This is a genomic window from Streptomyces aurantiogriseus (genome assembly GCF_014649375.1).
GTDB classification, from domain to species: domain Bacteria; phylum Actinomycetota; class Actinomycetes; order Streptomycetales; family Streptomycetaceae; genus Streptomyces; species Streptomyces aurantiogriseus.
This window is the reverse complement of record NZ_BMSX01000019.1, coordinates 126,545-149,885: the sequence shown is the minus strand read 5'-3', so window position 1 is coordinate 149,885 and position 23,341 is coordinate 126,545. Positions and strand designations below refer to the sequence as shown.

Sequence of the window (23,341 nt, the reverse complement as noted above, 5' to 3'; positions counted from 1 at the left end):
AGGCTCCCCATGAGACCGAGTCGACAGGCATCGGCTTGTCGCGTTACTCGTCGATCGCGGCGCCGAAGAGCGCGTCCGTGCCCGAGGTGGCGAAGGAACCGCCGCCGTACAGCCAGGAGCCGTCGGCGGTGATACCCGTGGTCGCGGCCGGGAAGGCGATCGCGATGCCGTCGCCCGTGTTCTCACCAGGGGCCGAGGCGAGCAGTTCGCCGCGGCCGTCGTCGTCGGTGTCGACGAGCCGGACCTGGGCGCCGAAGGCGTCACCGGCCTCGGCCGAGCCGGGTACGTGCGTCGAGTTCTGGTCGAAGGAGCGCACACCGTCCGGCGTCCAGCCGCGCTCCTGGCCGCGGATCACCCACACCGCGCCCGCGTCGGGCACCGTGCCGATGTCCTCGCCGGGAGCACCGATCGCGATGTCCGCATGGCCGTCGCCGTTCGAGTCGGCGACCGACAGGTCGGTGCCCCAGCCGTCGCCCTCCTCCGCCGTGCCGGGGATCCCGGGGGAGTCCTGGGTCAGTTCGTCGGCGAGGTCGGTGAGGCCGTCCTCGCCGCCGTAGCGGATGGAGACGAGGCCCCCGGACTCGGGGCTGCCCTCCTCGCCGGTGACCAGCTCGTCGTATCCGTCACCATTGATGTCGCCGGCAGCCGCAGACGGGCCGCCGGTCAGGTCGCGGGCGTAGGTCAGGGCGTGCTCGCCGCCTTCGTACACCACCGAGCGGCCGCGCACCCCCTCGTCGTCCACCAGGCCGAGCCCGGAGACGACGAGGTCGGCGTAACCGTCGCCGTCGAAGTTCCCGGTGGTCAGGTGGAACGGGACGACGGACCGGCCGCCGGGGGCGTCGACGGTCTCCAGTCGGGTGACGCGGAGCATGAGGCCCTCGTCGGAGAACAGGTCGACGCCCTCGTCGTCGGACACGGCGATCCCGTCGCCCGGGGTGGCCGCGGTGAAGCGGGCCGCGGCCACAGCGCCGCCGTAGCCGGCTTCCTGCTTCGGCTCCACGGCCTCCAGAGAGACGCTGCCGGTGCCCCGCAGTCCGCTCGCGGAGCCGTACAGCACACTCGCCCTGCCCGCGTCCGCCTTCCCGCCCAGGTCCTCGCCGGGCGAGCCGATGATCGCGTCGTCGTAGCCGTCCGCGTTCACGTCGCCGGTCGCGACGGCGGCACCGAAAGCGTCCCCGGTCTCCGCCGCGCCGGCGATCCCGGCCGACGCCTGGCTGAAGACGGCGGTACGCACCCTCGGAAGGGTCTCGGCGGTTCCGATGCCACTGGCCGAGCCGTACTGGACGGTGACATAGCCCGCGCCCTTCTTACCGCCGACGGTGCCGCCGGGAGCGCCGGTCAGGACGTCGTCGTAGCCGTCCCCGTCGAAGTCGCTGTTGCGGTCACTGGCGTGCGTGCCGCCCGGCGTGCCCGCGAAGGCGGCGGGCGCAGCGGTGATTCCGGCACCGGCCAGGAGCAGGAAGGCGGCGGCGCCAAGTGCGAGGTTCCTACTGTTGATCATGTATTGATCCCCGTTTCCCCATTGCTGGGTATTTCTCCGTTTACCGACACCCCGTTCGACACGGGGTGCCGTAGGGGAGTTGTGCCGTCGTGCCCGGCCGTGACAGGTCGGTTACAAACGGCGACAGGGTGAGGTGCTGGTGGTGTCTGGGTCCTTGCCGGGTACGTGGAGGGATGCCGCAGGGCTTTGAGGGAGGATGGGCATGGCGGACATGGACGTCTTCGTCGGCCGGCTGAACCCCGATCTGTGCATCGTGACGGCGGTGGCGGACGGTGAGCGGGCGGGCTGTCTCGTGGGGTTTGCTTCGCAGTGCTCCATTCGGCCGGTGCGGTTCGTGGTGTGGCTGTCGAAGGTCAACCGGACTTATCAGGTGGCCCGTTGCGCCGACTTCCTCGCCGTCCATCTGCTGGCGCCGCAGCAGTACGGGCTGGCTGCCCTGTTCGGCGGCGAGACCGGCGACCGGGTGGACAAGTTCGCGCGCATCCGCTGGACACAGGAGCACGGCGGGGCTGTCGTCCTGAAGGACGCGGCCGCCTGGTTCGTGGGCAGGATCGAGCAGCGCATCGATGGGGGCGACCACGTCGGTTTCGTCCTGGACCCGGTGCAGTCCGGCGGGCGGGAGAAGTCCGGCGGCCGGCAGCTGCTGCGCCTTGCGGACGCCCTCACGATCGACCCGGGGCACCCGATCGACTGACCTGGGTGGGGACAATCCCTGCCTCCGGTCGCTTTCCACGGCGCCCGCGACGGTGCCCTGAGTGAGGTCATACCCTTTGGGGTGCAGAGCCCGATATGCGAAGTGCGGCCCGGCTGTGGGTGCCTGCGGCGGAAAGGGTTGCGGTGGTTCGCCGTGACATCCGTCACGCGGGCTTCCCGCATCAACGTCGTTCGGTAGTACATGGCCTTCGGGCGACATAGGGGATGTGGCGCACGGAAGCAGACATACGGCGCACTTGATCCGATCGTGCGAATTCGACTGGCTCCCTTCGCGTCGACCGCCCGACATGGCCCCTCTCCTGACGTTGCGTCAGTCCCTGCTTGTGTTCCGGTGGGCCGGGTCAGCACAACCCTGTGCCGGATTCAAGAGCAACCGTTCGCTACTAGGCCGGATAGTGGCAAGCCCTCGTTGCCCGCTCGCTCACCCGGGTTCAACAATGACGGCCCCCAGAAGGCGTCACCGCAGGTCAAGCACAGCGTCTGTCACAGCGTCCGTGTAAAGCCGAGCCCACCGGAGGCGCACTCGAAACGATCGAGCGAGGTTCGCATGAGCAAGCACCGCAGGACGACGCGCCGTCGGCACATAGTCATCGCCGCCGTCGCGCTGAGCACGCTGGCAGTACCGTCCGCCGCCATGGCCTGTGTGAACGATCAGGGCGCTGAGAGCGCCGAGTCCTCCGCTCGGTGGAAGGACGACTCCCACGCTCGGTGGAAGAACTGGGCCAACGCGTCCCAGAACGAGCGGTGGAAGGGCGCCAAGCCGACCTCGCAGCCCTCGGCGCCCGCTTCGCCGGCGGCCACCGCGCCGGCCTCGACGGCGCCCGCTGAGCCCCCCGCATCCTCCGCCCCGTCGCCGAGCGCCACCGGCACGGCGGCCCCCGCATCCTCCGCCGTGTCTCGCATCGTGGCCCTGGTCAACAGCGAGCGCAGCAAGGCCGGTTGCTCCCCGGTGACCCTGAACGCGACGCTCTCCAAGGCCGCCCAGGGCCACAGCGCGGACATGGCGAGCCACCAGAACATGTCGCACACGGGCTCCGACGGTTCGAACCCGGGCGAACGGATCACGCGGGCCGGATACAGCTGGAGCACCTATGGCGAGAACGTCGCCTACGGATACGCCACCCCCGAGAAGGTGATGGCGGGCTGGATGTCCAGCCCCGGCCACAAACGCAATATCCTGAACTGCGGTTTCAAGGAGATCGGCGTCGGTCTCGCCCAGCCCGGCAACTACTGGACGCAGGACTTCGCCACGGCCCGCTGACTGCCCGAGCCGGCCCGGGCCCCCGCGTTCACGGAACGTGGAAGGCCCGGGCGGACATGGCTCGCTGTCGCCGGCCGGCTCACCGCGTCGGATCGGCCCGCTCCGTCACGTTGCGCGACGAGCTGCTGGAAGCGCACTGGTCCTACCTGGACCACCATGCGGCGGAGATGATCGCTCGCTTGCCCGACCTTCGCCGGCGACGGCGGCAGGCCGACCGCCGACCACGTCGTGCCGCCCGACCGGGACGAGCTGATCGCGCACGGGCCGCTGCTGTCCGGCGACGGCGCCACCTGGCTCGGTACGGCGGTACTGCTCCGAGCCGCGGACCCGACATGGCAGGCACCGTCCTGACGCCGGACCGGTATGCCGACATCGAGGTCCATGACTGGGAGTTCGGCGGGCGGCGGACGCGAACCGGGCCGGCGTCCGTGCCACCATTCCCCGGCATCGACGAGTTCGCCTTCCTCAAGGGGCGGACCTACGGCACTGTCCTCGGCGACATGTGACCCTCGGAAGTGGCTGACAGCCAGCTTCTTCTCCAGAACCTCTCGGCGTCGGTGGGGGAAAGGACGTACCGCCGGTCTCGCGCATGTCTGCGCCGACCTGCCGTCACGGACGCGTGCCGATGGCGGGTGTCCCGGCAAACACAGCGGCGAGTTCGACCGAGCGCGGGGCGCGGACGAACAACTGTCGACCCGCCGCTATACATCACGCGTATACGCTCTGTGTATAGTGCTCCGGCATGGCTACTGCAACCGCGTCCCGTCGCGACACCCCCGTCACCGTCCTCGCCTCGTCCGTGGCCTTCGGGCTGCTGCTCGGCTGGGCCACGTATGGCCTGCACGGGACGACACCGCTGTTGGAGCGGGCGACCAACTCGGTGTCCACCTGGATCATCTGGACTGCCGTGGCCGGTGCGCTGATCCGTGCCCGAACGCTCGCTGTCTGCGGCGGGGCGCTGATGATGCTCGCCACCTGCGGTGGCTACTACACGGCGTCCACACTCGGGGACACATTCGGGGCCGCAGGGCTTGGAGCCGCCGCCGTGTGGTCGGTGACGGGGCTGGCCGGAGGGCCGCTGCTGGCGTGGGCCGGGTGGACCGTACGGCGTGGGCGGGGGGACGTGCGGGCGGTGGCCGGGGCGGTCATCGCGATGGTGGTGCTGGGGGAGGCGCTCTGGCTGGGTCTCGCGCTTCGTCACTGGGGAGAGGCGGCCGCCTTCCTGGCCGCCGGCGCGCTGCTCACCGCTGTCCTGACCGTCTATCTGGCGCGCGCCGGTGTGCACCGCTACTGGCTGTGCGCCGTGCTCGCTCCCGTGGGCGGTCTCGCCTTCTACCTCGCCGAGGAGGGCATCCTCGACGGCCTGCTCGGATCGGTATGACTCTGTCCAACCTGTCCAACCTTGACTGACGCGGATTCGTGTCGCCGAACTTGGATCCACTTGACTGACGCGGATTCGTGTCGCCGAACTTGGATCCACCGGGGCGCCGGCCGGTGCGGGACGGGGCAGAATCCTGCACTGTGATGATCACCGCGCGCGAACTCAACCGGGCGACCCTCAGCCGCCAACTGCTGCTGGAGCGGGAGTCGCTGACAGTTTCCGACGGAGTGCGACGCGTGGTCGCGCTGCAGGCGCAGGACCCGGCCTCGCCGTACCTCGCACTGTGGAACCGGCTCACCGGTTTCACTCCGGACGAGCTGGATGCCGCCTTCACCGGGCGTTCGGTGGTCAAGGCGACCCTGATGCGGATCACCCTGCACGCTGTGCACGCGGAGGACTACTGGGTCTTCCGCGCGGCGATGCAGCCCACGCTGTACGCCTCCCGGCTCGGCTCCCGCTTCGCAGCCGCTGGGCTGACCCCCGCGGACGCCGACGAGCTGGTGCCGGAGCTGCTGGCCTTCGCCGGCCGGCCGCGGACCTCGGCACAGATGCAGGCGTGGATCGAAGAACGGCTCGGCGTCGAGAAGAAGGACGGGGCGTGGTGGGGGATGAAGGCGTACGCGCCGCTGCACCACGTCCCGACGGATGCGTCCTGGTCATTCGGCCCCAGACCGTCCTTCATCACAGCTGGGACCGGGCCTGTCCCCACGGGACGGGAAGTGAGGCTGCAGGCGCTGCAGACCCTGATCCTGCGCTATGTGGCAGGGTTCGGGCCCGCCTCGGTGGCGGACATGGCGCAGTTCGCCATGGTGCGGCGGACAGACGTCCGCCAGGCGCTGCGCGCTCTGGGCAGCGCCCTCGAGCGGCTCCAAGGACCGGACGGCAGTACGCTGTTCGACCTCCCGGGCGCCCACCGGCCGCCGGCGGAAACCCCCGCACCACCCCGGCTCATGGCGATGTGGGACAGCATTCTGCTGGCCTACGCCGACCGCAGCCGCGTGATCCCCCCGGCCTACCGTCCGTTGGTGATCCGCAGTAACGGCGATGTACTGCCCACCCTGCTGGTGGACGGCCATGTCGCCGGTGTGTGGCGTCCGGTGGACGGCGGCATCGAGGCCACGGCCTTCCACTCTCTGGCGCCCGCCGCCTGGGACGGACTCGCCGCGGAGGCTCAGTCCCTGACAACACTCCTCGGCGACCGCGAGGCGGCGGTCTACCGTCGCTACCACCATTGGTGGGCGAAGCTTCCCGAAGCCGACGTCCGACTACTGTGAGACCGACCCGAGCCGCACACCTGACTTCGGTCCGGACCCGCGGGCGAGCACACCCTGACGATTCTCAATTCCCGGCAGCCGCAGGGTTGTTGACTGCGATGGGGCGCTGCCCTGCTGTCAGCCGGGTGTCACCCAGTAGTGCAGGGTGGTGCCGGTGAGCCCGTAGTGGCGCAGGTTGTCCAGTGCGCCGCGCTGCCAGCGCATACGCTGCCGCCACAGGTCGCGCCAGCTGGGCATGATCTCCGTTGGTTACACGGCAGGTCGACGGGTAGGTCAGTTTCCAGCCGAGGGTCTTCAGAGCGAGCGTGAGCTCGTTGTCCTCGGTGAGGGCGAGCGTGTCGTAGACCTGCCCCCGTGTGCCCGGCAGGACGGTGCCGCGGGCGGCGGCCACATCGCGCAGCGCAAGCACGCTGATCGCGGAGGCCGTTCCGGTGAGCACCATGACCCGGTCCAGGCGGCGGGCGATGTCCCGGCTGTAGCGGAGGTACTCGTTGCGCTGAAGCTGGCCGAGGAGGCCACCGCCGGGGTCACCGTAGAAAATGCCGCCCACCGCGCCCAGCGTTGGTGATCTCGACATGCCGTGCCGCGCCGATGGGCCGTCGGCGACGGGCCGCCGGGCAGGGTGGTCACCGGACGCGTGCGCGACTCGGCGGCCTGGCCGGCCGGACGTACGCTCACGGTTGCACCGGTTGCACCGGTTGCACCGGTTGCACCGGTTGCACCGGTTGCACCGGTTGCACCGGTTGCACCGGTTGCACCGGTTGCACCGGTTGCACCGGTCGCACCGGTCGCACGTCGCACCGGTGGCGGCGGAGGGACTGCCCGCTCCCGGCCCCTGGCCTCCCCACCCGCCACAGCGGATGAACCGTGTGTGACGAGGGGGAGTTGAGCCGGGGGCCAAGGAGAAGGGGCCTGCAACCTGCTCAGCACCACTGCCCGGACTTCCTGACGTCGCCAGAGCGGAACGGGTCGTGGAGGGGCTGCCGGCAGCGCCCATTGATCACCCGGCAGGTCCCCACCCGGCCGACATCAGGAGCTCGTGAGGATGACGAGTTGCTGGGTCGCCCGGGTCATCGCGACATAGCGGTCGACCGCTCCTTCGATGCCCTTGCCGAACTCCTCCGGGTCGACGAGGACGACCAGGTCGAACTCCAGCCCCTTGGACAGCTCCGGGGTCAGCGACCGGACGCGCGATGTCGCCGGGAACGTGGGATCGCCGATGACGCAGGCGATTCCGTCGGCATGTGCGGCGAGCCAGGTGTCGAGGATCGAGTCCAGATCCGCGACGGATCCGTGGACGACGGGGACGTCGCTGCCGCGGATGGAGGTCGGCACGTTGGCGTCCGGGAGCTCGGCCCGGATGACCGGCTCGGCTTCCGCCATGATTTCTTCCGGCGTCCGGTAGTTGATGCTCAGGGAGGCCACGTCGATCCGGTCGAGGCCGATCCGCTCGAGCCGTTCCTGCCACGACTCCGTGAAGCCGTGCCTGGCCTGGGCGCGGTCCCCGACGATGGTGAAGCTCCGGGACGGGCAGCGGAGCAGCAGCATCTGCCACTCCGCGTCGGTCAGTTCCTGAGCCTCGTCCACGACGACGTGCGCGAACGGGCCGGCGAGCAGATCCGGTTCGGTGCCGGGCAGGGCGGTCTCGTCGATCAGGCTGTCCTGCAGGTCCCGTCCTCGCAGCATCGTCACCGCGCCCTCGCCGTCGTCATCGGCTGCGAGCACGTTGTCGATGACGCCGGCCATGCGCTCGCGTTCGGCGGCGACCGCGGCCTCGTGCCGACGCTTGCGCCGCGACGCCTCCGGGTCGCCGAGCCGCTGCTGTGCCGCGTCCAGGAGCGGCAGGTCGGACACCGTCCAGGCCTGGGCGTCCGCACGCTGCAGCTTCCGAACGTCTTCGGGGCTGAGCCAGGGAGCGCACATCCGCAGGTAGGCGGGTACCGACCACAAGTCTCCGACGAGGTCGGCCGCTTCGAGCAGCGGCCAGGCGCGGTTGAGGGTCCCGATCAGCTCCTTGTCATGCAGCAGCGACCTGCGGAACTGGTCGCGCGAGACATCGCCGTCGTGCTTGTCCATCAGGATCGTGACCAGTTCCTCCCAGATCTGGTCGCGCGCCTCGTTGTGCGGAGTACCGGGTTCTGCCGCCTCGAACGCCTCGGCCCAGTTGTCTGCGCTCAGCCAGATGTCGGACCAGGAGGTGGTGACCGTCATCCCCTCGGTGGGCGGCTCCTCGTAGAACCGGACGCCCTTCTCGATCGCCTTCACCATGTCCGCGGACGACTTCAGCAGGGCCACGTCCGGGTCCGCCTCGACCGCTGCTTCGGCTCCCTCGGCGACGAGGTCCCGCAGAGTGCAGGTCTGCACGCCCTCCTCCCCGAGGCTGGGCAGCACGTCGGCGACATAGGCCAGGTAGGGCCGGTGCGGACCGACGAACAGCACGCCGCCCCGACGGTGACCAAGGCGAGGGTCGGAGTAGAGGAGGTAGGCGGAGCGGTGCAGAGCGACAACGGTCTTGCCCGTACCCGGACCGCCGTCGACGACGAGAGTGCCGTGGGATCCCGCCCGGATGATGGCGTCCTGGTCGGCCTGGATGGTGGCGAGCACGTCTCGCATCCGGGCCGACCGGCTGCTGCCCAGGCTGGCGATGAAGGCGGACTGGTCGTCGAGCGCGGCGTGCCCGTCAAGCCCGTCCGCGGTGAACACCTCGTCCCAGTAGTCGCTGATCCGGCCGCGTGTCCAGCGGTACCTGCGGCGGCTCGCCAGTCCCATCGGGTTGGCGTGGGTCGCCGCGAAGAACGGCTCAGCCGCGGGGGTACGCCAGTCGATCAGCAGCCGACGACCTGAGCTGTCCGTAAGGCCAAGTCGTCCGACGTACACGGGTTCAGGGTCGTCCGCGCTGACCATGTGTCCGAGGCACAGGTCCAAACCGAAGCGCCGCAAGGCGCGCAGACGACCCGTCAGCCGGTGGATCTCCATGTCCCGGTCCATCGCCTGCCGGCCGATGCCGCCAGGCGCCCTGCGCTCGGCGTCGAGGCGGTCGGACAGTTCGGTGATCGCCTGCTCGAGGCACTCCGCGATGGCCGCGAAGTGCCGCTCGTCGCCGGCGATCAGCATCGGGTCGGCTTTGGGGGAGAGGCGGTCGGGAAGGTCGAACGCGCTGGTGGTCAGGGGATTCACCTCATCAGCTCCGATCCGAGGTCGCGCCGGCGAACTCCGACGCCGCGCACACCCCCACCTCGGGGGCGAGCGCCGGCAGCCGCAGCGCGACACCTGCCACCGACTCGACGTCACCGAACGTCCCATGAACTGATAACACCGCACGCACTTCGTGAATCTCCAATTTCCGCAGGTCCTGGCGTCGAGCAGCGATTCTGCGGCACGACCCGGGTCTTGCCGCAAGCCCCCCGGTGCGCTATATGTTGAGAGTGGCAAGGAGTGGGTACTCCTTCTTGCCTCCGTTCACCCGCTGTTGACGGGACAATCCCTCGCTCTCTGCGAGGCAGTGACGCGCCACGTGCGAGAAGTTCCCACCCTCTTCAACAAGGCCGGCTCCGATACGGGCAAACGGCCTTCCAGCTGTCGTGCGGTAAGAACTTTCCGATCCAGGCCTCTGCGGGGAAGATTATCCCTCACAGACCGCGATCATGAGGCAAAGACAGAAACACTTTCGGGCATTTCACGCCTAGCCTTCCCTCTCAGAGCAAGGAACGCGAGAGGGACTGATCCATGGACACGACGACGCTGGCGGCCTTTCTGGCAGTGGATCTGCTGCTGGTGTTCACTCCGGGCGCGGACTGGGCCTATGCGATCGCTGCGGGGCTGCGGGAGCGGTCGGTCGTCCCTGCGGTTGCCGGGCTGATAGCCGGATACGCCGGCTACACGCTGCTCGCCGTGGCCGGCCTGGTGGTGATCGTGGCGAGCTCTCCGGGCCTGCTGACCGCGCTGACCGTCGCGGGGGCCGCCTACCTGATGTGGCTCGGCTGGGGTGTCGTGGCGCGACCGGCGGTTGTGGGTGCGTCCGCGCAGGCCATGTCCTCCTCCCGGCTGCAGGTCATGCTCAGGGGCGCCGGTACCAGCGGCCTGAACCCCAAGGCGCTGCTGCTGTACTTCTCACTGTTCCCGCAGTTCATCGACTCTGCGGCAAGCTGGCCTGTCGCGGCTCAGACCGGGCTGCTCGGCACGCTTCACATGGCTGCTTGTGCCGTGGTCTATCTCGCCGTAGGGCTGCTGGCCCGTACCGTGCTCAGGACCCGGCCGTCAGCGGCCCGGGCGGTCACTCGCGCCTCCGGTGCCATGATGATCGTCATCGGTGGCTTCCTGCTCGTGGAACGCCTGGCCGGCTGACGCGCCCGCCTCGCCCCCCGTAGGAACACTGTGATGTCAGCTGTGTGACCAGGGCCCAGATGTGACGACCCCTGAACGGACCACAGCATCCGCCCTGGCTCGGGGCCTTGTCCGAGCCATAACTCACTGGAGCCGGCCATGGCCGCGTGACAGGATGCGGCTATGTGCTCCGAGGTCTCACTTCAGCCCTTTGACCAGGGTCTTCTCAAGGAGCTGCTGCATGTCGCGGTCGAGGATGCCGACCCCGGCGAGGTGATGCCGCCGGTTCCTGGCCCTGGGGGATGGACCCCCGAGCGTCAGGCCGCCTTCGTACGATTTCACGAGTCACGGTCGCTGGCCGCTGACCCTGTAGAAGCAACCTTTGCCGTCATCGTGGGTGAGCGGGTGGCCGGGGCTGCGCGGCTGTGTCCGTTGGAGGAAGCGGCCAGGGCAGTTGAGGCCGGCGTATGGATCGGACGCTCCCACCGCGGCGTCGGCGTCGGTAGGGCTGTGCTGGGGTGCCTTTTGGACCGAGCTCGTGCCGACGGGTTCGGCACCTTGTTCGTGAGCACGACGCCGGACAACACCGCTGTCAAAGCTCTGATGGCCGGCATCGGTGTGGATCTCGTCCGTGATGGTGATGTGGTCACGGCGTGGGTGGACCTCGCCGCAGAGGCGCAGTAGCCGGCGAAGCCGCTCCGTGCGGTTCAAGCTGTTCTTGCCGGAGGTGCGGCAGGTTGTGATCGGTGAACATCGAGGATGTCATGGACTTCCTGGTTGAGCACAGGGCTCCCAACGTGGTGCCTGGGTACATCTCCGAGCAACTCCTCTCCATGGCATGGATCATTGACGCCGAGGATGTTGCCCGCATCACCGAGGTCGGAAGGAAGTGGCTGAAGTCGGACGATGCGTTCCGAGTGGCCGTCGCGATCGGCTTGGAGAACGAGACCTACCTCGCTGATTCCTGGAGCGAACTCGCCGAACTGGCAGGACCGCTGAAGGAAGCCTTCCCCTCGATGGCACCGGACGTGGACGCGTGGATGGAGAGATCGCAGCGTTCGTATGAGCGTAGGGGGAAGAACTTTCCGAGCGATGCCGAAGACGCCTGATCTCGGACGTCGTTCTGGTCGGTGAGTCGGCGGTCGCCGATGTCTCGCTCGGGGAGCCATCGGCGCAGGTGGCCGCAGTCGTCAAGGCAGGGCGCCGCTCGACCTACCATGGCGTCATGGCCGTCGACCTCTTCGCAGGAATCCCAGTGAACGACTACGCAGCAGCGCTGGCCTGGTATGAGCGGCTGCTGGGCTCCCCGCCGGCGTTTGTTCCGAACGACACGGAGGCCGTGTGGGAGCTGGCGGAACATCGGTATGTGTACATCGAGCATCGGCCCGGGCGCGCGGGCCACGCCCTGCACACCGTCTTCGTCGACGACCTCGACACACGCGTTGCCGGGATCGCTGATCGGGGACTGCACCCCATGAATCGCGAGACCTACTCAAACGGAGTGCGCAAGGTCACGTACCAGGATCCGGACGGAAACGAGATCGGGTTCGGCGGTGCTCCGCTCTGACTGCGGGCAAGCGCCCCTGCGGGACGGTCACGCCTGACCAGCGCACCTCAGCGAGATCGTGTGCCCTGACCCGCCCCCTCGCCCGGGCGCCGGGGGCGTTCCCGAGAGCGTGTCTCCTGGACGGGCGGTCGGTCGATCGGACGCATCTGTCCGGACGACACGGTGGAGCGGCCCGGCCGACGGTTGTCGGCCGGGCCGCCGCGGCGCCGGACGGGCTCACTTGCCCCGGTAGGCGTTGCGGATCGTCTGGGTCAGTGTGTTGCCCTGCTTGTCGACCACGACGGCGCGCAGCGAGATGCCCTGGCCGGCCGTGGGGTTGCGGACGAGGAACCCGCTGTTGCTCACCTTCACCTTCTTCCAGGTTGTGCCGTCGTAACTGACCTCGACGGTCAGCGACTTGAGGTTCTCACCGGCGGCGGCGCCGAGAACGGTCACCGGCACCCGGGTGATCGCTCCGGCCTTGGCCGTCGAGTCACCGTCGAGGCGTGGCGCGAAACGGACCACGGAGACGGGCAGCGCCTGCTCGGCGGTGGTGTGGCCGGAGGTGAAGGTCCAGGCCGCCGAGACCTCGGTGGGCGCGGCGGAGGAGCCGCCGCGGGTGGCCGTCGCCGTGAGCCGGAAGCCGCCGGGCTCCGCCGGGACGGTGACACCGCTCCAGCAGCCCAGGAGGTCCGGTGAGGAAGCGACCTCGACCCCGTCCCGGTACAGCGTGGCCGAGACGGTGTCCTCGATCCCGTTGCTCCAGTTGCCCGCACCGTCCTTGAAGAGGCTGAGGCATCCCGTGATCTCGTCACCGTTGCGCGAGACGCCCTCGTTGGTTCCCAGCGAGGGGCCGAAGACGCCGACCCCCAGATCACGGCGGTACGACTTTCCGGCTTCGTACCGCTGTATCCCCGTGCTGTGCGACAGCTCGGGATAGGTCCCCGTGTCGTCGAGCTGGGCCAGCCCGATGAACCAGTCGGTACCCGCCGTCGTCACGTATGTCGTCGTCGCCACGGGCAGCGGACGTATGACGCCCGGGCTGTTGATGGAGCCGAAGACGTCCGGGACGACCGGTCGGGCGGCGAGCACCCCCTGCTTTCCGGGGACCGTGGCCCCCAGGCGGGTGCCGATCTTCGCCATCTCCTCCAGCTTCGCCTCACGTGCGAAGCCGGTGGCCAGCCGGTTCACCTTGCCGCCGTAGGCGAAGCGGTACTCCTTCGTGCCGTTGATGTCGAGCGCGCTGAACTCCTGGTAGAGGGTGCCCTCGGTCGCGAAGTCCGGGCCGAGCTGTGCGCTGCGGATGGTCGCGAAAGAGGTACCGCCCATACCGGTCGACATGCCGAATTCAGGAGTGTCGAGCTCGATGAACATCTCGGCGAACACCCGTTCCGCGGCCGGATCGGGGCCGGTGATCTCGGCCGGCTTCGCGGTCCGCGCGTCCAGCGTGACCGTGGTGTCCTTCGTGACCTCGAAGTGCGGTGCCGTGATCCGGCTCCGGATCCCGTCCGTGCCGGTGATCAACGCGTCGAGGTAGTAGACGCCCTTCGGCAGACGCGCCGTGTAGACGCCCGTCGGGGTGATCCTCGCGTACTCCTCGCCTGCGTCGCCGAGGCCGGTGAGCCGGTTCAGGGAGGGCCAGTAGTCGGTGGCCGGTTCGCCGTCGGCGCCGATGTGCCGCACCGTCACGTCGTACGTCTCGACCTCTCGCTCGACGGCTGCCGTCGTCCTGACGGTCTGGTCCGTGCCCCGGGCCGTCACGGCCGCGGTGTACACACCGTTGACGTCGCCGCCGTGCCGGGTGTCGGCCGTCAGGCCGACCGTGGCGGTTCCGTTCGCGGGAACGGTGAGCCGCTGGGCGTCGAGCGTGAACATGTCTGCCGGTGCGGGCTTTCCGTCGGGTCCTACGGCGGCCACCGACAGGTCGAAGGTGACCGGCTCACTGCCGAGGTTGCGGTAGGTGATCCGCTCGATGGCGGGTTCGTCGTCCGCGTGAGGGTAGGACTGCCGGGCGAACGCCACCGAGGTGGGCTCGCCGACCACCGTCTGCCCGAGAGCCGCGGCGACATCGACACGACCGCTGCCCTCCGCGAGCGCACCCGTGCCGGCCGGCCGGGCACCGGCGACGAGCGCGGCCTTGAGCTCCGCGCTCTTCCAGCCCGGGTGCTGTTGCTTGAGCAGCGCCGCCGCGCCTGCCACATGCGGGGTGGCCATCGACGTTCCCGAGATCGTGGCGTACCCGGGCGGCTGTTCCCCGGCTTCCCGGGCGATCAGGCTGTCGGGCGCCACGGCGGCCGTGATGCTCACCCCGGGTGCCGTGATGTCCGGCTTGACCACGAGGCCGTCGGCGGTCGGACCGCGGCCGGAGAACGAGGCGACGGCCTCCTTGTCGTCGACCGCTCCCACCGCCAGCGCCTTTTCGGCACTCCCGGGCGATTCGACGGTGCCCGCGCTCGGGCCCTTGTTGCCCGCGGCGACGACGAAGAGGATGCCGCGCTCGGCCGAGAGCCGGTTGACGGCCTCTTCCACCGGATCGACGCCGGGCCGGTCGACGCCGCCCAGACTGAGGTTGACGATGTCGGCGTTCTGGGCGGCCGCCCATTCCATGCCGGCGATGACGTCGGAGTCCCTGCCGTACCCGTCGTCGTCGAGCACCTTCGCGTCGAGGATGCGGGCACCCGGCGCGACGCCCTGGAACGTGTCCGCGGACTTCGCTCCCGTACCGGCCGCGATGGACGCCACATGGGTGCCGTGGCCCACGCGGTCCTTGGCGTCGGGCGAGCGGGAGAAGTTCTGCTCGGCGTCCTGGCGGCCCTGCAGGTCGGGGTGCGTCTCGTCGACTCCGGTGTCGAGGACCGCGATACGCACATCGCGGCCGTCGTAGCCGGCCTGCCGTGCGGCGGGCACGCCGATCTGCGCCGTGCTCCTGTCGAGGCTCGCCCTGCGCAGGCCGTCGAGGGAGATCTGCCGCAGCCCGGGGTCAGCGGTGCGCCGTCCGGAGCGGGCCGGTCCGGAGGGCCGGGTGAGAGTTTTCCAGAGGTTTCCCGCCGAGGCGTCGGGCACGGTGACGGCCTCGGCGTCGAGCCGGGGGAAGGACCGGCGGACCTTGGCTCCGCCGTCCTCACGCACCTCGGACTTCAGACTTCGCGCCGCATGCGCGGCGGCGCCACCCGCCGCCGAGTCGTGGTAACTGACGATCAGCGGGATACCCGACGCCTGACGCTTCCGGTACGCGGCGCCGCTGAGTTCCTTGATGTCGAACAGCCGCTCGTCGACCCGGCCCGTGTCGATGAGCGGTCGGGCGTCGTACGGGATGACCAGGGTGTGGCCCTTGGTTCTCTCGATCCTGACGGGTATGTTCTCGCGCCCCTTGCCGGGCACGATCCGGACGGGCTCGCCCGCCGCGCTCACGCCCACCCTGTCGCCCGTGACCAAGGTGATCCAGTGGGTCACGGGGGCGGTGTTCGTTCCCGTGACGGTGGGCGATCCGGCGGCTAAGGCGGTGGAAGGCCCGCCGAGTGGCGGTGTGGGCGACAAGGGGGCGGCGGTGGCAGGCAGAACGGTGACCGCTCCCGCGGCCAGTGCGAGCGCCGCTGCCATGCCGACCTTGCCGGCTCCGTTGTGTCTTTTGCGCAACTGTCCTCCTGCGAGAGGCATTTCGGGCACACGAGGGATCATGTGCCTCCACTCTGAACAGACGCGGTGAGTGGAGCGGAAAGTGTCACCACCAGTTCGTCTCAGCTTCTGATGAGTCAAGTCGCCGCGCATACGCCCGTCTTGGCGGGGCGACGCCGAGGGGCTGCCCACACTGCGTCGGACTCTTGGTGAATCCGTCTGCAACATTTGCCGAGGTCCACCGCGTCTGTGAGGTGTAGGCCGACGGAAAGGCGCCGAGGCGTGGGAATGAGAAGGTCCCGGACGTGGTCCCGGACGGATGAGTTCATGGAGTTCGCAGCTGGGCGGGCCGGGCATCTGCACCGCTCCGCGTGCCTGCTCACCAGCGGAGACACTCACCTCGCCGAGGATCTGGTGCAGGAGACGCTCAGCCGGATGTATGCCCTGTGGGGCCGTATGTCCCGGATCGACAACCCAGCGGCGTACGCCCAGACCGTTCTCGTCCGTACGTTCCTCACCCAGCGGCGACGGTACTCCGCCTCCGAGCGTCCCCTGGCGGAACTGCCGGACGGCCCGGCCCTCCACGACGGGAACGACCCGGCTTTGCGGCTCGCTCTGCTCCAGGCCCTGCGGGAACTGCCGCCCAAGGACCGGGCGGTAGTTGTGCTGCGGTACTGGGAGGACCGCAGTGTGGAGGAGACAGCCCATGCGCTGAACGTGAGCTCCGCCGCCGTACGCAGCCGGTCGAGCCGGGCGCTCGCCAAGCTCCGCGAACGGCTGGGGGGCAGCCTCGCCGAGCTGCGCACCCCAGCCTGACCTCCTGCCGTTCGATTCCCCACCGCGGCGAACAGCCGGGCCGACGAAAGCCCGTTGCGTTCGCCCCTCCGCTTCTCATCCGCACCAACACAGGAACTGGTGGTTCCGCATGCGCTTCGAAGACGATCTCGGCAGGGCGCTCCGCCACACAGCGGGCGCCTTCACCACCGACCGGCGTTCCCTGGCGGAAGGCAGCCTCGTCCGCGGCCGCCGCAGACTGGCCCGCCGCCGTGCCTCCGTTGTCGCCGGGAGTGCGCTGACCGTCGCCCTCCTGGCAACGGCCGGCGCCCAACTGGGCGGGCAGGGCGGTGCCGGCAAGGGCCGCGACCACGCCTCCAAGCCGCGACTGGCAGGCGACTACCGGCACTTCGCGGTCACCGCCGAGGAGATGGAGAACATCCTGCACAACGGCATGAACCGCGCCGGGATCGCCGTTGCGCGCCCGAAGGTGCAGGGAACGGGCAGCTCCGACCAGGCCCGGCCCGCGACGGCCACGATCGACTTCGAGGACGGCTGGGGCGCGGCGAGGGTCACGCTCTCGGTGCGCCGCGTCGACCCGGCAGAGCAGGACCTGAAGAAGCTGATCACCTGCCCGCCCGAAAAGGGTTCGCCGTACGAGGAGTGCACCACCCAGCCCGACAACCGAGCCGTGAAGGGATACACCGAGGCCGGCAAGGCGGGCGGGGTCAAGAAATGGGCGGTCACGATGCTCTCGCCCAACGGCTACCTCATCGAGGTCGCCACCCACAACGTGCCGATGGCGAAGCAGGCCGAGTCAGCGCTCGTGAGCCGCAATCCCCGTATGAACCCGGGCAAGTTGCGCTCCCTGGCGATGTTCGTCGACGGCTCGTTCGCCCGCGACGGGGAGCCCAACTCCTTCGGGACGGTCGTGCCGGGCGCCGAGGCCGAGTCGGGCGACATCCTGCCCGTCCTGAAGGCACTCTTGCCCGAGCGCCTCCACATCCACTCGGAGGGCGGTTCCGGAGCGGAAGGTCATGTCGTCGTGATCGACCGGAAGACCGGGAAGCGGACCTACGTCGAGGCCATGCGGATCGCCGGCGACAAGGAGTTCTGGAACGAGACCCTGGCCGACGGCACCAAGGTGGGCACCCGGCGGCTTACCGGCAAGCAGCCGGGAGTCGTGCAGCTCCGCGTCGACGCACTCCGGGTGAACGGGCTGTGGATCTCCGTCTCCGCCTACAACGCGCCGAGCCCCACGTCCAGGAGGAGCGGCGCCCAGCACCTGATCACGGAAGAAGAACTCAAGGCCGTCGCCACCAGCCGCACCTGGCTCCTCGCGCGATAGCGCCGACAGCGACCGACAACGGAGCGGGGCGGTCCGGCCGGTCGGACGGGCAGCCGCCGCCACTCCGGACAGCCACGGTGGCCACAGCGGTCTGCCCGTAGTGCCAGGTCCCGAGCCGTGGTCGACCTCAGGTCCGTGGCAGGTCCACAACAGCCACAGCAAGAGAGTCCCCCTGTTACGGTGGACCGATGGCAACGATCAAGCAGTTCCAAGTCACCTTCGACTGCGCGGAACCTGAGCGCGTCGCTCGTTTTTGGTGCGAGGTGTTGGGGTACGTCGTACCCCCGCCGCCGGAGGGGTTTGCCACTTGGGACGATTTCAATCGCTCGCTGCCGTCTGACGATCGGGATTCATGGTTCGCATGCAGTGATCCCTCAGGTGTGGGCCCGCGACTGTACTTCCAGCGCGTTCCCGAAGGCAAGGTCGCCAAGAATCGGCTGCATCTTGACGTGCGGGTCGGCACCGGACTCGTGGGTGAAGAGCGCCTGGCCACGCTTGAGGCCGAATGCGCACGACTGGTCGCGCTCGGCGCCGTACGCGTGCGACTGCTGCCTGCCGATGACGACAACGAGTCGTGCCTCCTGATGCAGGACATCGAGGGCAACGAGTTCTGTCTCGACTGAGCATCCTCCGAGACGGCGGGGTGGGGAGCCGTCTCCCTTGAGCCTCTCTCAGGGTGGTCCCGTATGGGCGGGAGTTGTTCCGTGAGGGCGAGGTTGTGAAGTCGGGCGATGCCCAGTCATGCCAAGACTGGCGTCCTCGTGTCCGATGACACGCGACGCTGTGGATCACCGCGAGGGGCAGCCGGATGACCCCGGCTGCCCCTCGCACCTGCTTCAGCGGTCCGGCGTCGTGCTCCGGACCTGCTGCCTCGTCAGGTCAGTCGGCGGCGGATCCACCAGGCGCAGAACCCGGTCAGGGCCAGGGTGAGGCCGAGGTAGAGCCCGGTCTCGGCCCATTGAAGGGCCCAGAAGTTGCCGGCGGGCTGGTACGTGACCTGCTGCTTGTAGCCCTGGGCGCCGAGGTCGGCGATGCAGCGGTCGAATTGCTGCAGGGTGGGCGGGCCCGACTCGGTGTGCAGGCAGTCGGCGAAGGACGACGGCAGGGAGGCCGGCTGGCCGGCGGCGTTCAGTGTCTGTTGGGAGGTGATCCAGGCACCGGGCACTTCGTCGAGGTGCGCGACGATCTGCTTGGCGCCGTCCTGGATGCTGATGGGGGCACCGCCGGGCTCGATCGGCACGGTGGTCCGGTCCGTGGCGGCCAGGTGGGGCCTGATCCACAACGGCACGACGATCTGCACAGCGGCGTAGACGGCGAGCGTGGTTGCCATCGCGGGCAGGGTACGGCGGATGACGAGGCCGAGGGCGACGCCCAGGACGAAGGCGAAGGCGGCATGGGCGATGGGGACGACACCCCGTGCGGCGAAGGCCACGGGGTCGAGCCGCGGGAAGTACGTGTCCGTCGCGCCACCGCCGTTGACAGCCCGGTCGATGGGGCTGCTCCACCAGCTCACTGCGAGTGCGGCCAGTCCGGCAGCGGTCATGGCGGCCGCCGCACCAAGGGCCAGCTTGGTCGCCAGCCAGCGTGTGCGGGTGACGCCCTGGTTCCACGCAAGGTAGTGGGTGCCGGTCTCCAGTTCACGGGAGATCAACGGCGCGCCCGAGAACATCCCGATGACCGCCGGCACGGCAAGCACCACCACCAGTCCGGCGTAGTAGACGGTCTGGTCCGAACTGGAGAGCCGGTCCACCAGGCTGCTGCCGGCAGCTCGGTAGAGGTCGGCCAGCTGCGGGCCGGTGACCGCGAGGGCGGCCACCGCGGCAAACATCACGGCCGCCTGGGTGCGGAACTGGCGCCAGGTCAGCCAGATCATCGGAGTACCTCCAGTGCGGGTCGAGTGTCACGTACCGCATCGGCGGGCCGGGTCATGTAGGCCAGGACAATGTCTTCCAGACCGAGCGGGCTGACGGTCCAGGACGGATCGTGGACCGCGGTGTCGGTGCGCACCAGGAGGGTGGTCTGCCGATCGGTGTGGCTGGCGGTGATGACGTGCTGACCGGCCGGGAGCGTGTCCGGGTCCCGGCGCGGACCGGTGAGCCGGTGGTGGCACGCGACCAGGTCGTCGATGTCGCCGGCCACCAGCACCCGGGAGTCGACCAGGACGATGACGTAGTCGCAGGCCCGCTCCACGTCGGAGACCAGGTGGGAGGAGAGCACGACGCTCAGCTCGTGCTCGGCGACAGCCTCCATCAGGTCCTGCATGAACTCTCGCCGGGCGAGGGGGTCGAGGGCGGCGACCGGCTCGGCCAGGATGAGCAGCTCGGGCCGCTTGGCGAGGCCCAGGGTGAGGGGGCGAGCTGCGCGCGCTGGCCGCCGGACAGCCTCCCGGCCTTCTGTTTGAGGTCCAGGCCAAGCCGCCGGATCCGGTCCCGGGCCAGGACGTCGTCCCAGCCGGGGTTGAGGGCGGCACCCAGCCGCAGGTGATCGGTGATGCTCAAGGCGGCGTAGGTCAGGGTGTCCTGGGCGACGAAGCCGACCTTGGCCAGCTGCGCGGGGCCGCCGGCGGGACGGCCGCCGCACACCTCGATGGTGCCCGCGGTCGGCTTCAGCATCCCGGAGGCCAGGTTCAACAGGGTGGATTTGCCCGCCCCGTTGGGCCCGACCAGTCCGACGACCCGCCCGGCGGGCACGTCCAGGTCGCAGTTCTGCAGCGCCCAGCGCTGCTTGTATCTCTTGCCCAGGGCTTGGGCTCGTAAGACGGCGCTCACGCTACGTCCTCTCCAGCGGTGGTCCGAAAGGTGGTCATGAACAGGGCCTCGATGGACTCCTCGTCGAGGCCGGCCAGGCGGGCCTTGGCCAGCCACCGCCGCAGGTCCTTCTGTCGGAGTTCGAGCCGCAGTCAGACCAGCGATTCGGGCACCGGCCCAGCTGCGTGCTGTCGTCGGACGGACTAGTGGTCTGGGTCTACAGGCCCGATGCCATGGCCGGCCGTGACCGCCCCGACCAGTGGGTCGCCCTGAACGCCGGGACCGGAGCGGTCATCGCGCAGGCGGATCTGGACACCGTCGGGCATGGTGGTCAGCAACTGTTGCACCAGGCGGGCGGTCAGGTGTTCCTCGATGTGGGAGAAGGGCAGGACGGCTCGGTCATCTACCGCGCGTCGGTGGCCGAGGGCCGGATGGATCTCATCCGCTATCCCTGGAACGACCGGTGCCTCATCGACCTGGCGCCCGACGGACGCCAGTTCATGACCGTCGACCACGAGCAGGCCGATGTCGCCATCCATACCTACCCGGACGGCGAGGTGACGTTCAGCCTCTCCGTCGACGCCTTCGGACACGACCCGGACGAGACCTACGTGGAATGGAGCGGCGGCTACCTGAACCAGGACACCGTCATCGTCACCCTCGCCGGCGAAACCGAGGACGAGCAGGAGTGGTTCCGCCATTACCGCGTCGATGTGAGCTCCGGCCAGGTCCAAGCTGAGTTCGACGCGCACGCGGAGAACCCCTACGACATTCAGCCCCTCGGAGACGGATCCTGGCTCACCGCCGATCAATCCGGTCACCCGATCCGCTGGACCGACGCATAGAAGACCCTGCGGCTGACCCGGGCGACCCATAACGCGTCTGCCTCAGGACATCTTTCCTCGTGTCACCGTGCGCGATCGGCCGGCAGCGTCCGCCGGCTCCCGCGGTGGGGCACGTTGGCGACCACCCCCAGGTCGAGGCGCTTGTCCATGTTCAGGCGGAAGGTGCCGTACGGGCGCCGTCCTTGCCGTAGTGGAGCACGGTGTTCGCGCTGTTCCACTGCGAGGTCGCGTCACGCGACGGCGGTCCCCTCGAGCTCGACCATCTGGCCGGGGATCGCCAGGCGCGTCACCCCGAGCATCGTGGTGGTCGGCGCCACCGCGGCAGCGCCCAACCGCGCCGCCAGCACGCCGTAGTGCCGGAAAAGCAGATCGACGTCGGTCGTGTAGACGTTGAGCCGGACGAGGTTTGCGAGAGACATGCCGGCCTCGCCGAGCACGGCCTCCAGGTTGTCGATGCTCAGCGCCAACTGCGCCGCCATGTCACCGTCATGCTGGGGCTTGCCGTCGCCGCTCATCGCGGTCTGCCCCGAGATGTACAGGGTCCTGGTATGCCCGGAGACGACCTCACCCTGGTTGAATCCCATCTCCACCGACCACGTCACCGGGTTGACCGCCGTTCGTTCCATTGCCACATCAGCTCCATTCGATTCATTGGGAGGACGTACGGCCATCGGCTCGGTAGCCGCCGGCTTCGACGTCGTGTCAACGAGCCTCGCAACAAATCACGACACCCTTAGTCACGTATTCCGATAAAGTTCTCGTATGCGCGCCGACCGGTTGGTCTCGCTGGTGCTGCTGCTGCGTCAGCGCGGTCGGCTGACTGCGGACACGCTGGCCCGGGAGCTGGAGGTATCCACCCGCACCGTGCTGCGCGACATCGAGGCGCTGTCCGCGGCCGGCGTCCCGGTCTACGCCGAACGCGGCCGGCACGGCGGTTTCGCGTTGTCGCCCGGTTTCCGGACCGAGCTCACCGGTCTGAACCACGACGAGGCCCTTGCCTTGCTGACCGCCGGATCGGCGCGCGGTGAGCAGGTGTTCGGCCTCGGCTCGGCGCTCGCTTCGGCCATGCGGAAGGTGGTCGACGCGCTGCCCGCAAGCCACCGGGCCACGGCGAGTGACGCGGCCCAGCGGTTTCTCGTCGACCCGGAGACCGACCTGCTCTCACGTCGGCTGGTCGCTGAGGAGGTACCCGACACCACAATGATCGAGGTGCGGCGCGCGGTGCTCGCCGGACACAAGCTGCGCATCCACTACGCGGCCACGGGCCAGACACCACAGTGGCGCACGGTGGACCCGATCGGCCTGGTCACCGTGCGCGACCGGGCCTACTTGCTGGCCACGAGATCTGGCGCGGACCGCACCTACCGGCTGTCGCGGGTGTTGGCCGCCGAGGAACTCCCCGAAACGGCACAGCGACCGAACCGGGTCGACCTGGACCGGATCTGGCGGGAACGCTCCGCGCAGTTTCTCTCCGGCGGCGACCACATCACCGTGCTGGTACGGGTGAACCCGGAGCGGCGGGAGGACCTGCTGGACACCGCGCTGGCCGTCCGCGCAGAAGAACCCGACGCAGACGGCTGGCTGCGGCTGGAGGTGACCTTCCAAGATTCACGACACGCCGAATGGGCGCTGTGGCAGCTCAGCACGGACGCGGAAGCCCTGGCCCCGCAGACGTTGCGCACCTCCCTACGCAACCGCGCCGCCGCGATTGCCACCCGCTACGGAGACCCCTCCTGAGACTGGCGCTCCCCAATGACCGGGCGGCGACGTCCTCCACTACCAGGACGGCAACGCCCTGACGGACGTGCCCTGCCGGTTCGTCGTGACCATGCTGTGCGCGCCGGGCGAGCCGATGCTCACGCTGGTCGACGAGGAGGAACTGGCCCGGCGAGCCCACCTGCGTGCTCCGCGTCCTGTGTCCTGACCCGCCGCTTGGCTTGGGTGCCTGTCTTCGAAGCTCCCGGACGGGCGATCGGCAGGGGCCGCTGCGGGCGTTGGTAGCGTCCATGTGT

Annotated in this window: 21 protein-coding genes and 2 pseudogenes; 15 read left to right on the top strand and 8 right to left on the bottom strand. The window is 69.3% G+C overall.

Annotated elements, in window-relative coordinates; all coding sequences use genetic code 11:
* Positions 1 to 43 precede the first annotated feature (43 nt).
* On the bottom strand, positions 44 to 1,501 hold the full coding sequence (locus IE263_RS33910; protein WP_189941782.1) for an FG-GAP repeat protein: 1,458 nt from the start codon (positions 1,499 to 1,501) through the stop codon (positions 44 to 46).
* Between the two features lie 202 nt (positions 1,502 to 1,703).
* Between IE263_RS33910 and IE263_RS33905 the strand changes: the two genes are divergently transcribed.
* The 5 genes and pseudogenes from IE263_RS33905 (at position 1,704) to IE263_RS33885 (ending at position 6,131) form a co-directional block, all read left to right on the top strand.
* Positions 1,704 to 2,195, top strand: a complete 492-nt coding sequence (locus tag IE263_RS33905; protein WP_189941780.1) for a flavin reductase family protein — start codon at positions 1,704 to 1,706, stop codon at positions 2,193 to 2,195.
* Between the two features lie 567 nt (positions 2,196 to 2,762).
* Positions 2,763 to 3,476 carry a CAP domain-containing protein gene (locus IE263_RS33900; protein ID WP_189941778.1) on the top strand — a complete coding sequence of 238 codons (714 nt, stop codon included), beginning with the start codon at positions 2,763 to 2,765 and terminating at the stop codon, positions 3,474 to 3,476.
* Between the two features lie 56 nt (positions 3,477 to 3,532).
* A pseudogene (locus IE263_RS33895) lies at positions 3,533 to 3,880 on the top strand (YciI family protein); the annotation flags it as partial.
* 338 nt (positions 3,881 to 4,218) lie between these two features.
* The gene (locus IE263_RS33890) at positions 4,219 to 4,857 is read left to right on the top strand and encodes a DUF6518 family protein (RefSeq protein WP_189941776.1); all 639 of its coding nucleotides are present in this window, start codon (positions 4,219 to 4,221) and stop codon (positions 4,855 to 4,857) included.
* A 140-nt stretch (positions 4,858 to 4,997) separates the two neighbouring features.
* On the top strand, positions 4,998 to 6,131 hold the full coding sequence (locus IE263_RS33885) for a winged helix DNA-binding domain-containing protein (protein WP_189941774.1): 1,134 nt from the start codon (positions 4,998 to 5,000) through the stop codon (positions 6,129 to 6,131).
* A 64-nt stretch (positions 6,132 to 6,195) separates the two neighbouring features.
* Here IE263_RS33885 and IE263_RS33880 read toward each other — a convergent pair whose 3' ends face one another.
* Entirely contained in the window at positions 6,196 to 6,681 is a 486-nt protein-coding gene (locus IE263_RS33880; RefSeq protein WP_189941772.1) for a glycosyltransferase family protein, read from the bottom strand.
* A gap of 479 nt (positions 6,682 to 7,160) precedes the next feature.
* Entirely contained in the window at positions 7,161 to 9,308 is a 2,148-nt protein-coding gene (helR, locus tag IE263_RS33870; protein ID WP_189941770.1) for an RNA polymerase recycling motor ATPase HelR, read from the bottom strand.
* A gap of 549 nt (positions 9,309 to 9,857) precedes the next feature.
* Here helR and IE263_RS33865 point away from each other — a divergent pair.
* The 4 genes from IE263_RS33865 (at position 9,858) to IE263_RS33850 (ending at position 12,021) form a co-directional block, all read left to right on the top strand.
* A complete protein-coding gene (locus tag IE263_RS33865; RefSeq protein WP_189941768.1) occupies positions 9,858 to 10,475 on the top strand; it encodes a LysE family translocator in 618 nt (205 codons plus the stop codon).
* A 162-nt stretch (positions 10,476 to 10,637) separates the two neighbouring features.
* Positions 10,638 to 11,138, top strand: coding sequence for a GNAT family N-acetyltransferase (locus IE263_RS33860; RefSeq protein ID WP_189941766.1), 501 nt, complete (start codon positions 10,638 to 10,640; stop codon positions 11,136 to 11,138).
* Between the two features lie 62 nt (positions 11,139 to 11,200).
* Complete coding sequence (locus IE263_RS33855) at positions 11,201 to 11,563, top strand: hypothetical protein (RefSeq protein WP_189941765.1); 363 nt, start codon at positions 11,201 to 11,203, stop codon at positions 11,561 to 11,563.
* A gap of 116 nt (positions 11,564 to 11,679) precedes the next feature.
* Positions 11,680 to 12,021, top strand: coding sequence for a VOC family protein (locus IE263_RS33850; protein WP_189941763.1), 342 nt, complete (start codon positions 11,680 to 11,682; stop codon positions 12,019 to 12,021).
* 216 nt (positions 12,022 to 12,237) lie between these two features.
* Here the strand turns inward: IE263_RS33850 and IE263_RS33845 are convergent, their stop codons facing one another.
* Positions 12,238 to 15,636 (bottom strand): S8 family peptidase, encoded by a 3,399-nt coding sequence (locus tag IE263_RS33845; protein WP_229911317.1) that lies wholly within the window; start codon positions 15,634 to 15,636, stop codon positions 12,238 to 12,240.
* A 267-nt stretch (positions 15,637 to 15,903) separates the two neighbouring features.
* On the opposite strand from IE263_RS33845, the gene IE263_RS33840 reads away from it, so the two are divergent.
* The 3 genes from IE263_RS33840 to IE263_RS33830 all read left to right on the top strand — a co-directional run bounded on the left by IE263_RS33840 (position 15,904) and on the right by IE263_RS33830 (position 18,360).
* Positions 15,904 to 16,431 (top strand): SigE family RNA polymerase sigma factor, encoded by a 528-nt coding sequence (locus IE263_RS33840; RefSeq protein WP_189941761.1) that lies wholly within the window; start codon positions 15,904 to 15,906, stop codon positions 16,429 to 16,431.
* Between the two features lie 109 nt (positions 16,432 to 16,540).
* On the top strand, positions 16,541 to 17,737 hold the full coding sequence (locus IE263_RS33835) for a hypothetical protein (protein WP_189941759.1): 1,197 nt from the start codon (positions 16,541 to 16,543) through the stop codon (positions 17,735 to 17,737).
* 188 nt (positions 17,738 to 17,925) lie between these two features.
* Positions 17,926 to 18,360 (top strand): VOC family protein, encoded by a 435-nt coding sequence (locus IE263_RS33830; protein ID WP_189941757.1) that lies wholly within the window; start codon positions 17,926 to 17,928, stop codon positions 18,358 to 18,360.
* Positions 18,361 to 18,611: 251 nt separating this feature from the next.
* Here IE263_RS33830 and IE263_RS33825 read toward each other — a convergent pair whose 3' ends face one another.
* The 3 genes from IE263_RS33825 to IE263_RS48940 are packed head-to-tail and all read right to left on the bottom strand — an operon-like array spanning position 18,612 to position 20,505.
* Positions 18,612 to 19,610, bottom strand: a complete 999-nt coding sequence (locus IE263_RS33825; RefSeq protein WP_189941755.1) for an ABC-2 membrane transporter-related protein — start codon at positions 19,608 to 19,610, stop codon at positions 18,612 to 18,614.
* Positions 19,607 to 19,999: an ATP-binding cassette domain-containing protein gene (locus tag IE263_RS48945; RefSeq protein ID WP_229911316.1), complete on the bottom strand. Its 393-nt coding sequence runs from the start codon at positions 19,997 to 19,999 to the stop codon at positions 19,607 to 19,609. Before IE263_RS48945 ends, IE263_RS33825 begins: the two co-directional genes overlap by 4 nt.
* A complete protein-coding gene (locus tag IE263_RS48940) occupies positions 19,987 to 20,505 on the bottom strand; it encodes an ATP-binding cassette domain-containing protein (protein WP_308430781.1) in 519 nt (172 codons plus the stop codon). The genes IE263_RS48945 and IE263_RS48940 overlap by 13 nt, the downstream gene beginning before the upstream one ends.
* 212 nt (positions 20,506 to 20,717) lie before the next feature.
* On the opposite strand from IE263_RS48940, the gene IE263_RS33815 reads away from it, so the two are divergent.
* Positions 20,718 to 21,329, top strand: coding sequence for a hypothetical protein (locus IE263_RS33815; protein WP_189941753.1), 612 nt, complete (start codon positions 20,718 to 20,720; stop codon positions 21,327 to 21,329).
* A gap of 230 nt (positions 21,330 to 21,559) precedes the next feature.
* Here the strand turns inward: IE263_RS33815 and IE263_RS33810 are convergent, their stop codons facing one another.
* Entirely contained in the window at positions 21,560 to 21,955 is a 396-nt protein-coding gene (locus tag IE263_RS33810; protein WP_189941902.1) for a RidA family protein, read from the bottom strand.
* A gap of 136 nt (positions 21,956 to 22,091) precedes the next feature.
* On the opposite strand from IE263_RS33810, the gene IE263_RS33805 reads away from it, so the two are divergent.
* Both IE263_RS33805 and IE263_RS48935 read left to right on the top strand, forming a co-directional pair.
* Positions 22,092 to 23,066, top strand: coding sequence for a helix-turn-helix transcriptional regulator (locus IE263_RS33805; RefSeq protein ID WP_189941751.1), 975 nt, complete (start codon positions 22,092 to 22,094; stop codon positions 23,064 to 23,066).
* 19 nt (positions 23,067 to 23,085) lie between these two features.
* Positions 23,086 to 23,253: pseudogene (locus IE263_RS48935) on the top strand (cupin domain-containing protein); the annotation flags it as partial.
* Positions 23,254 to 23,341: the final 88 nt, after the last annotated feature.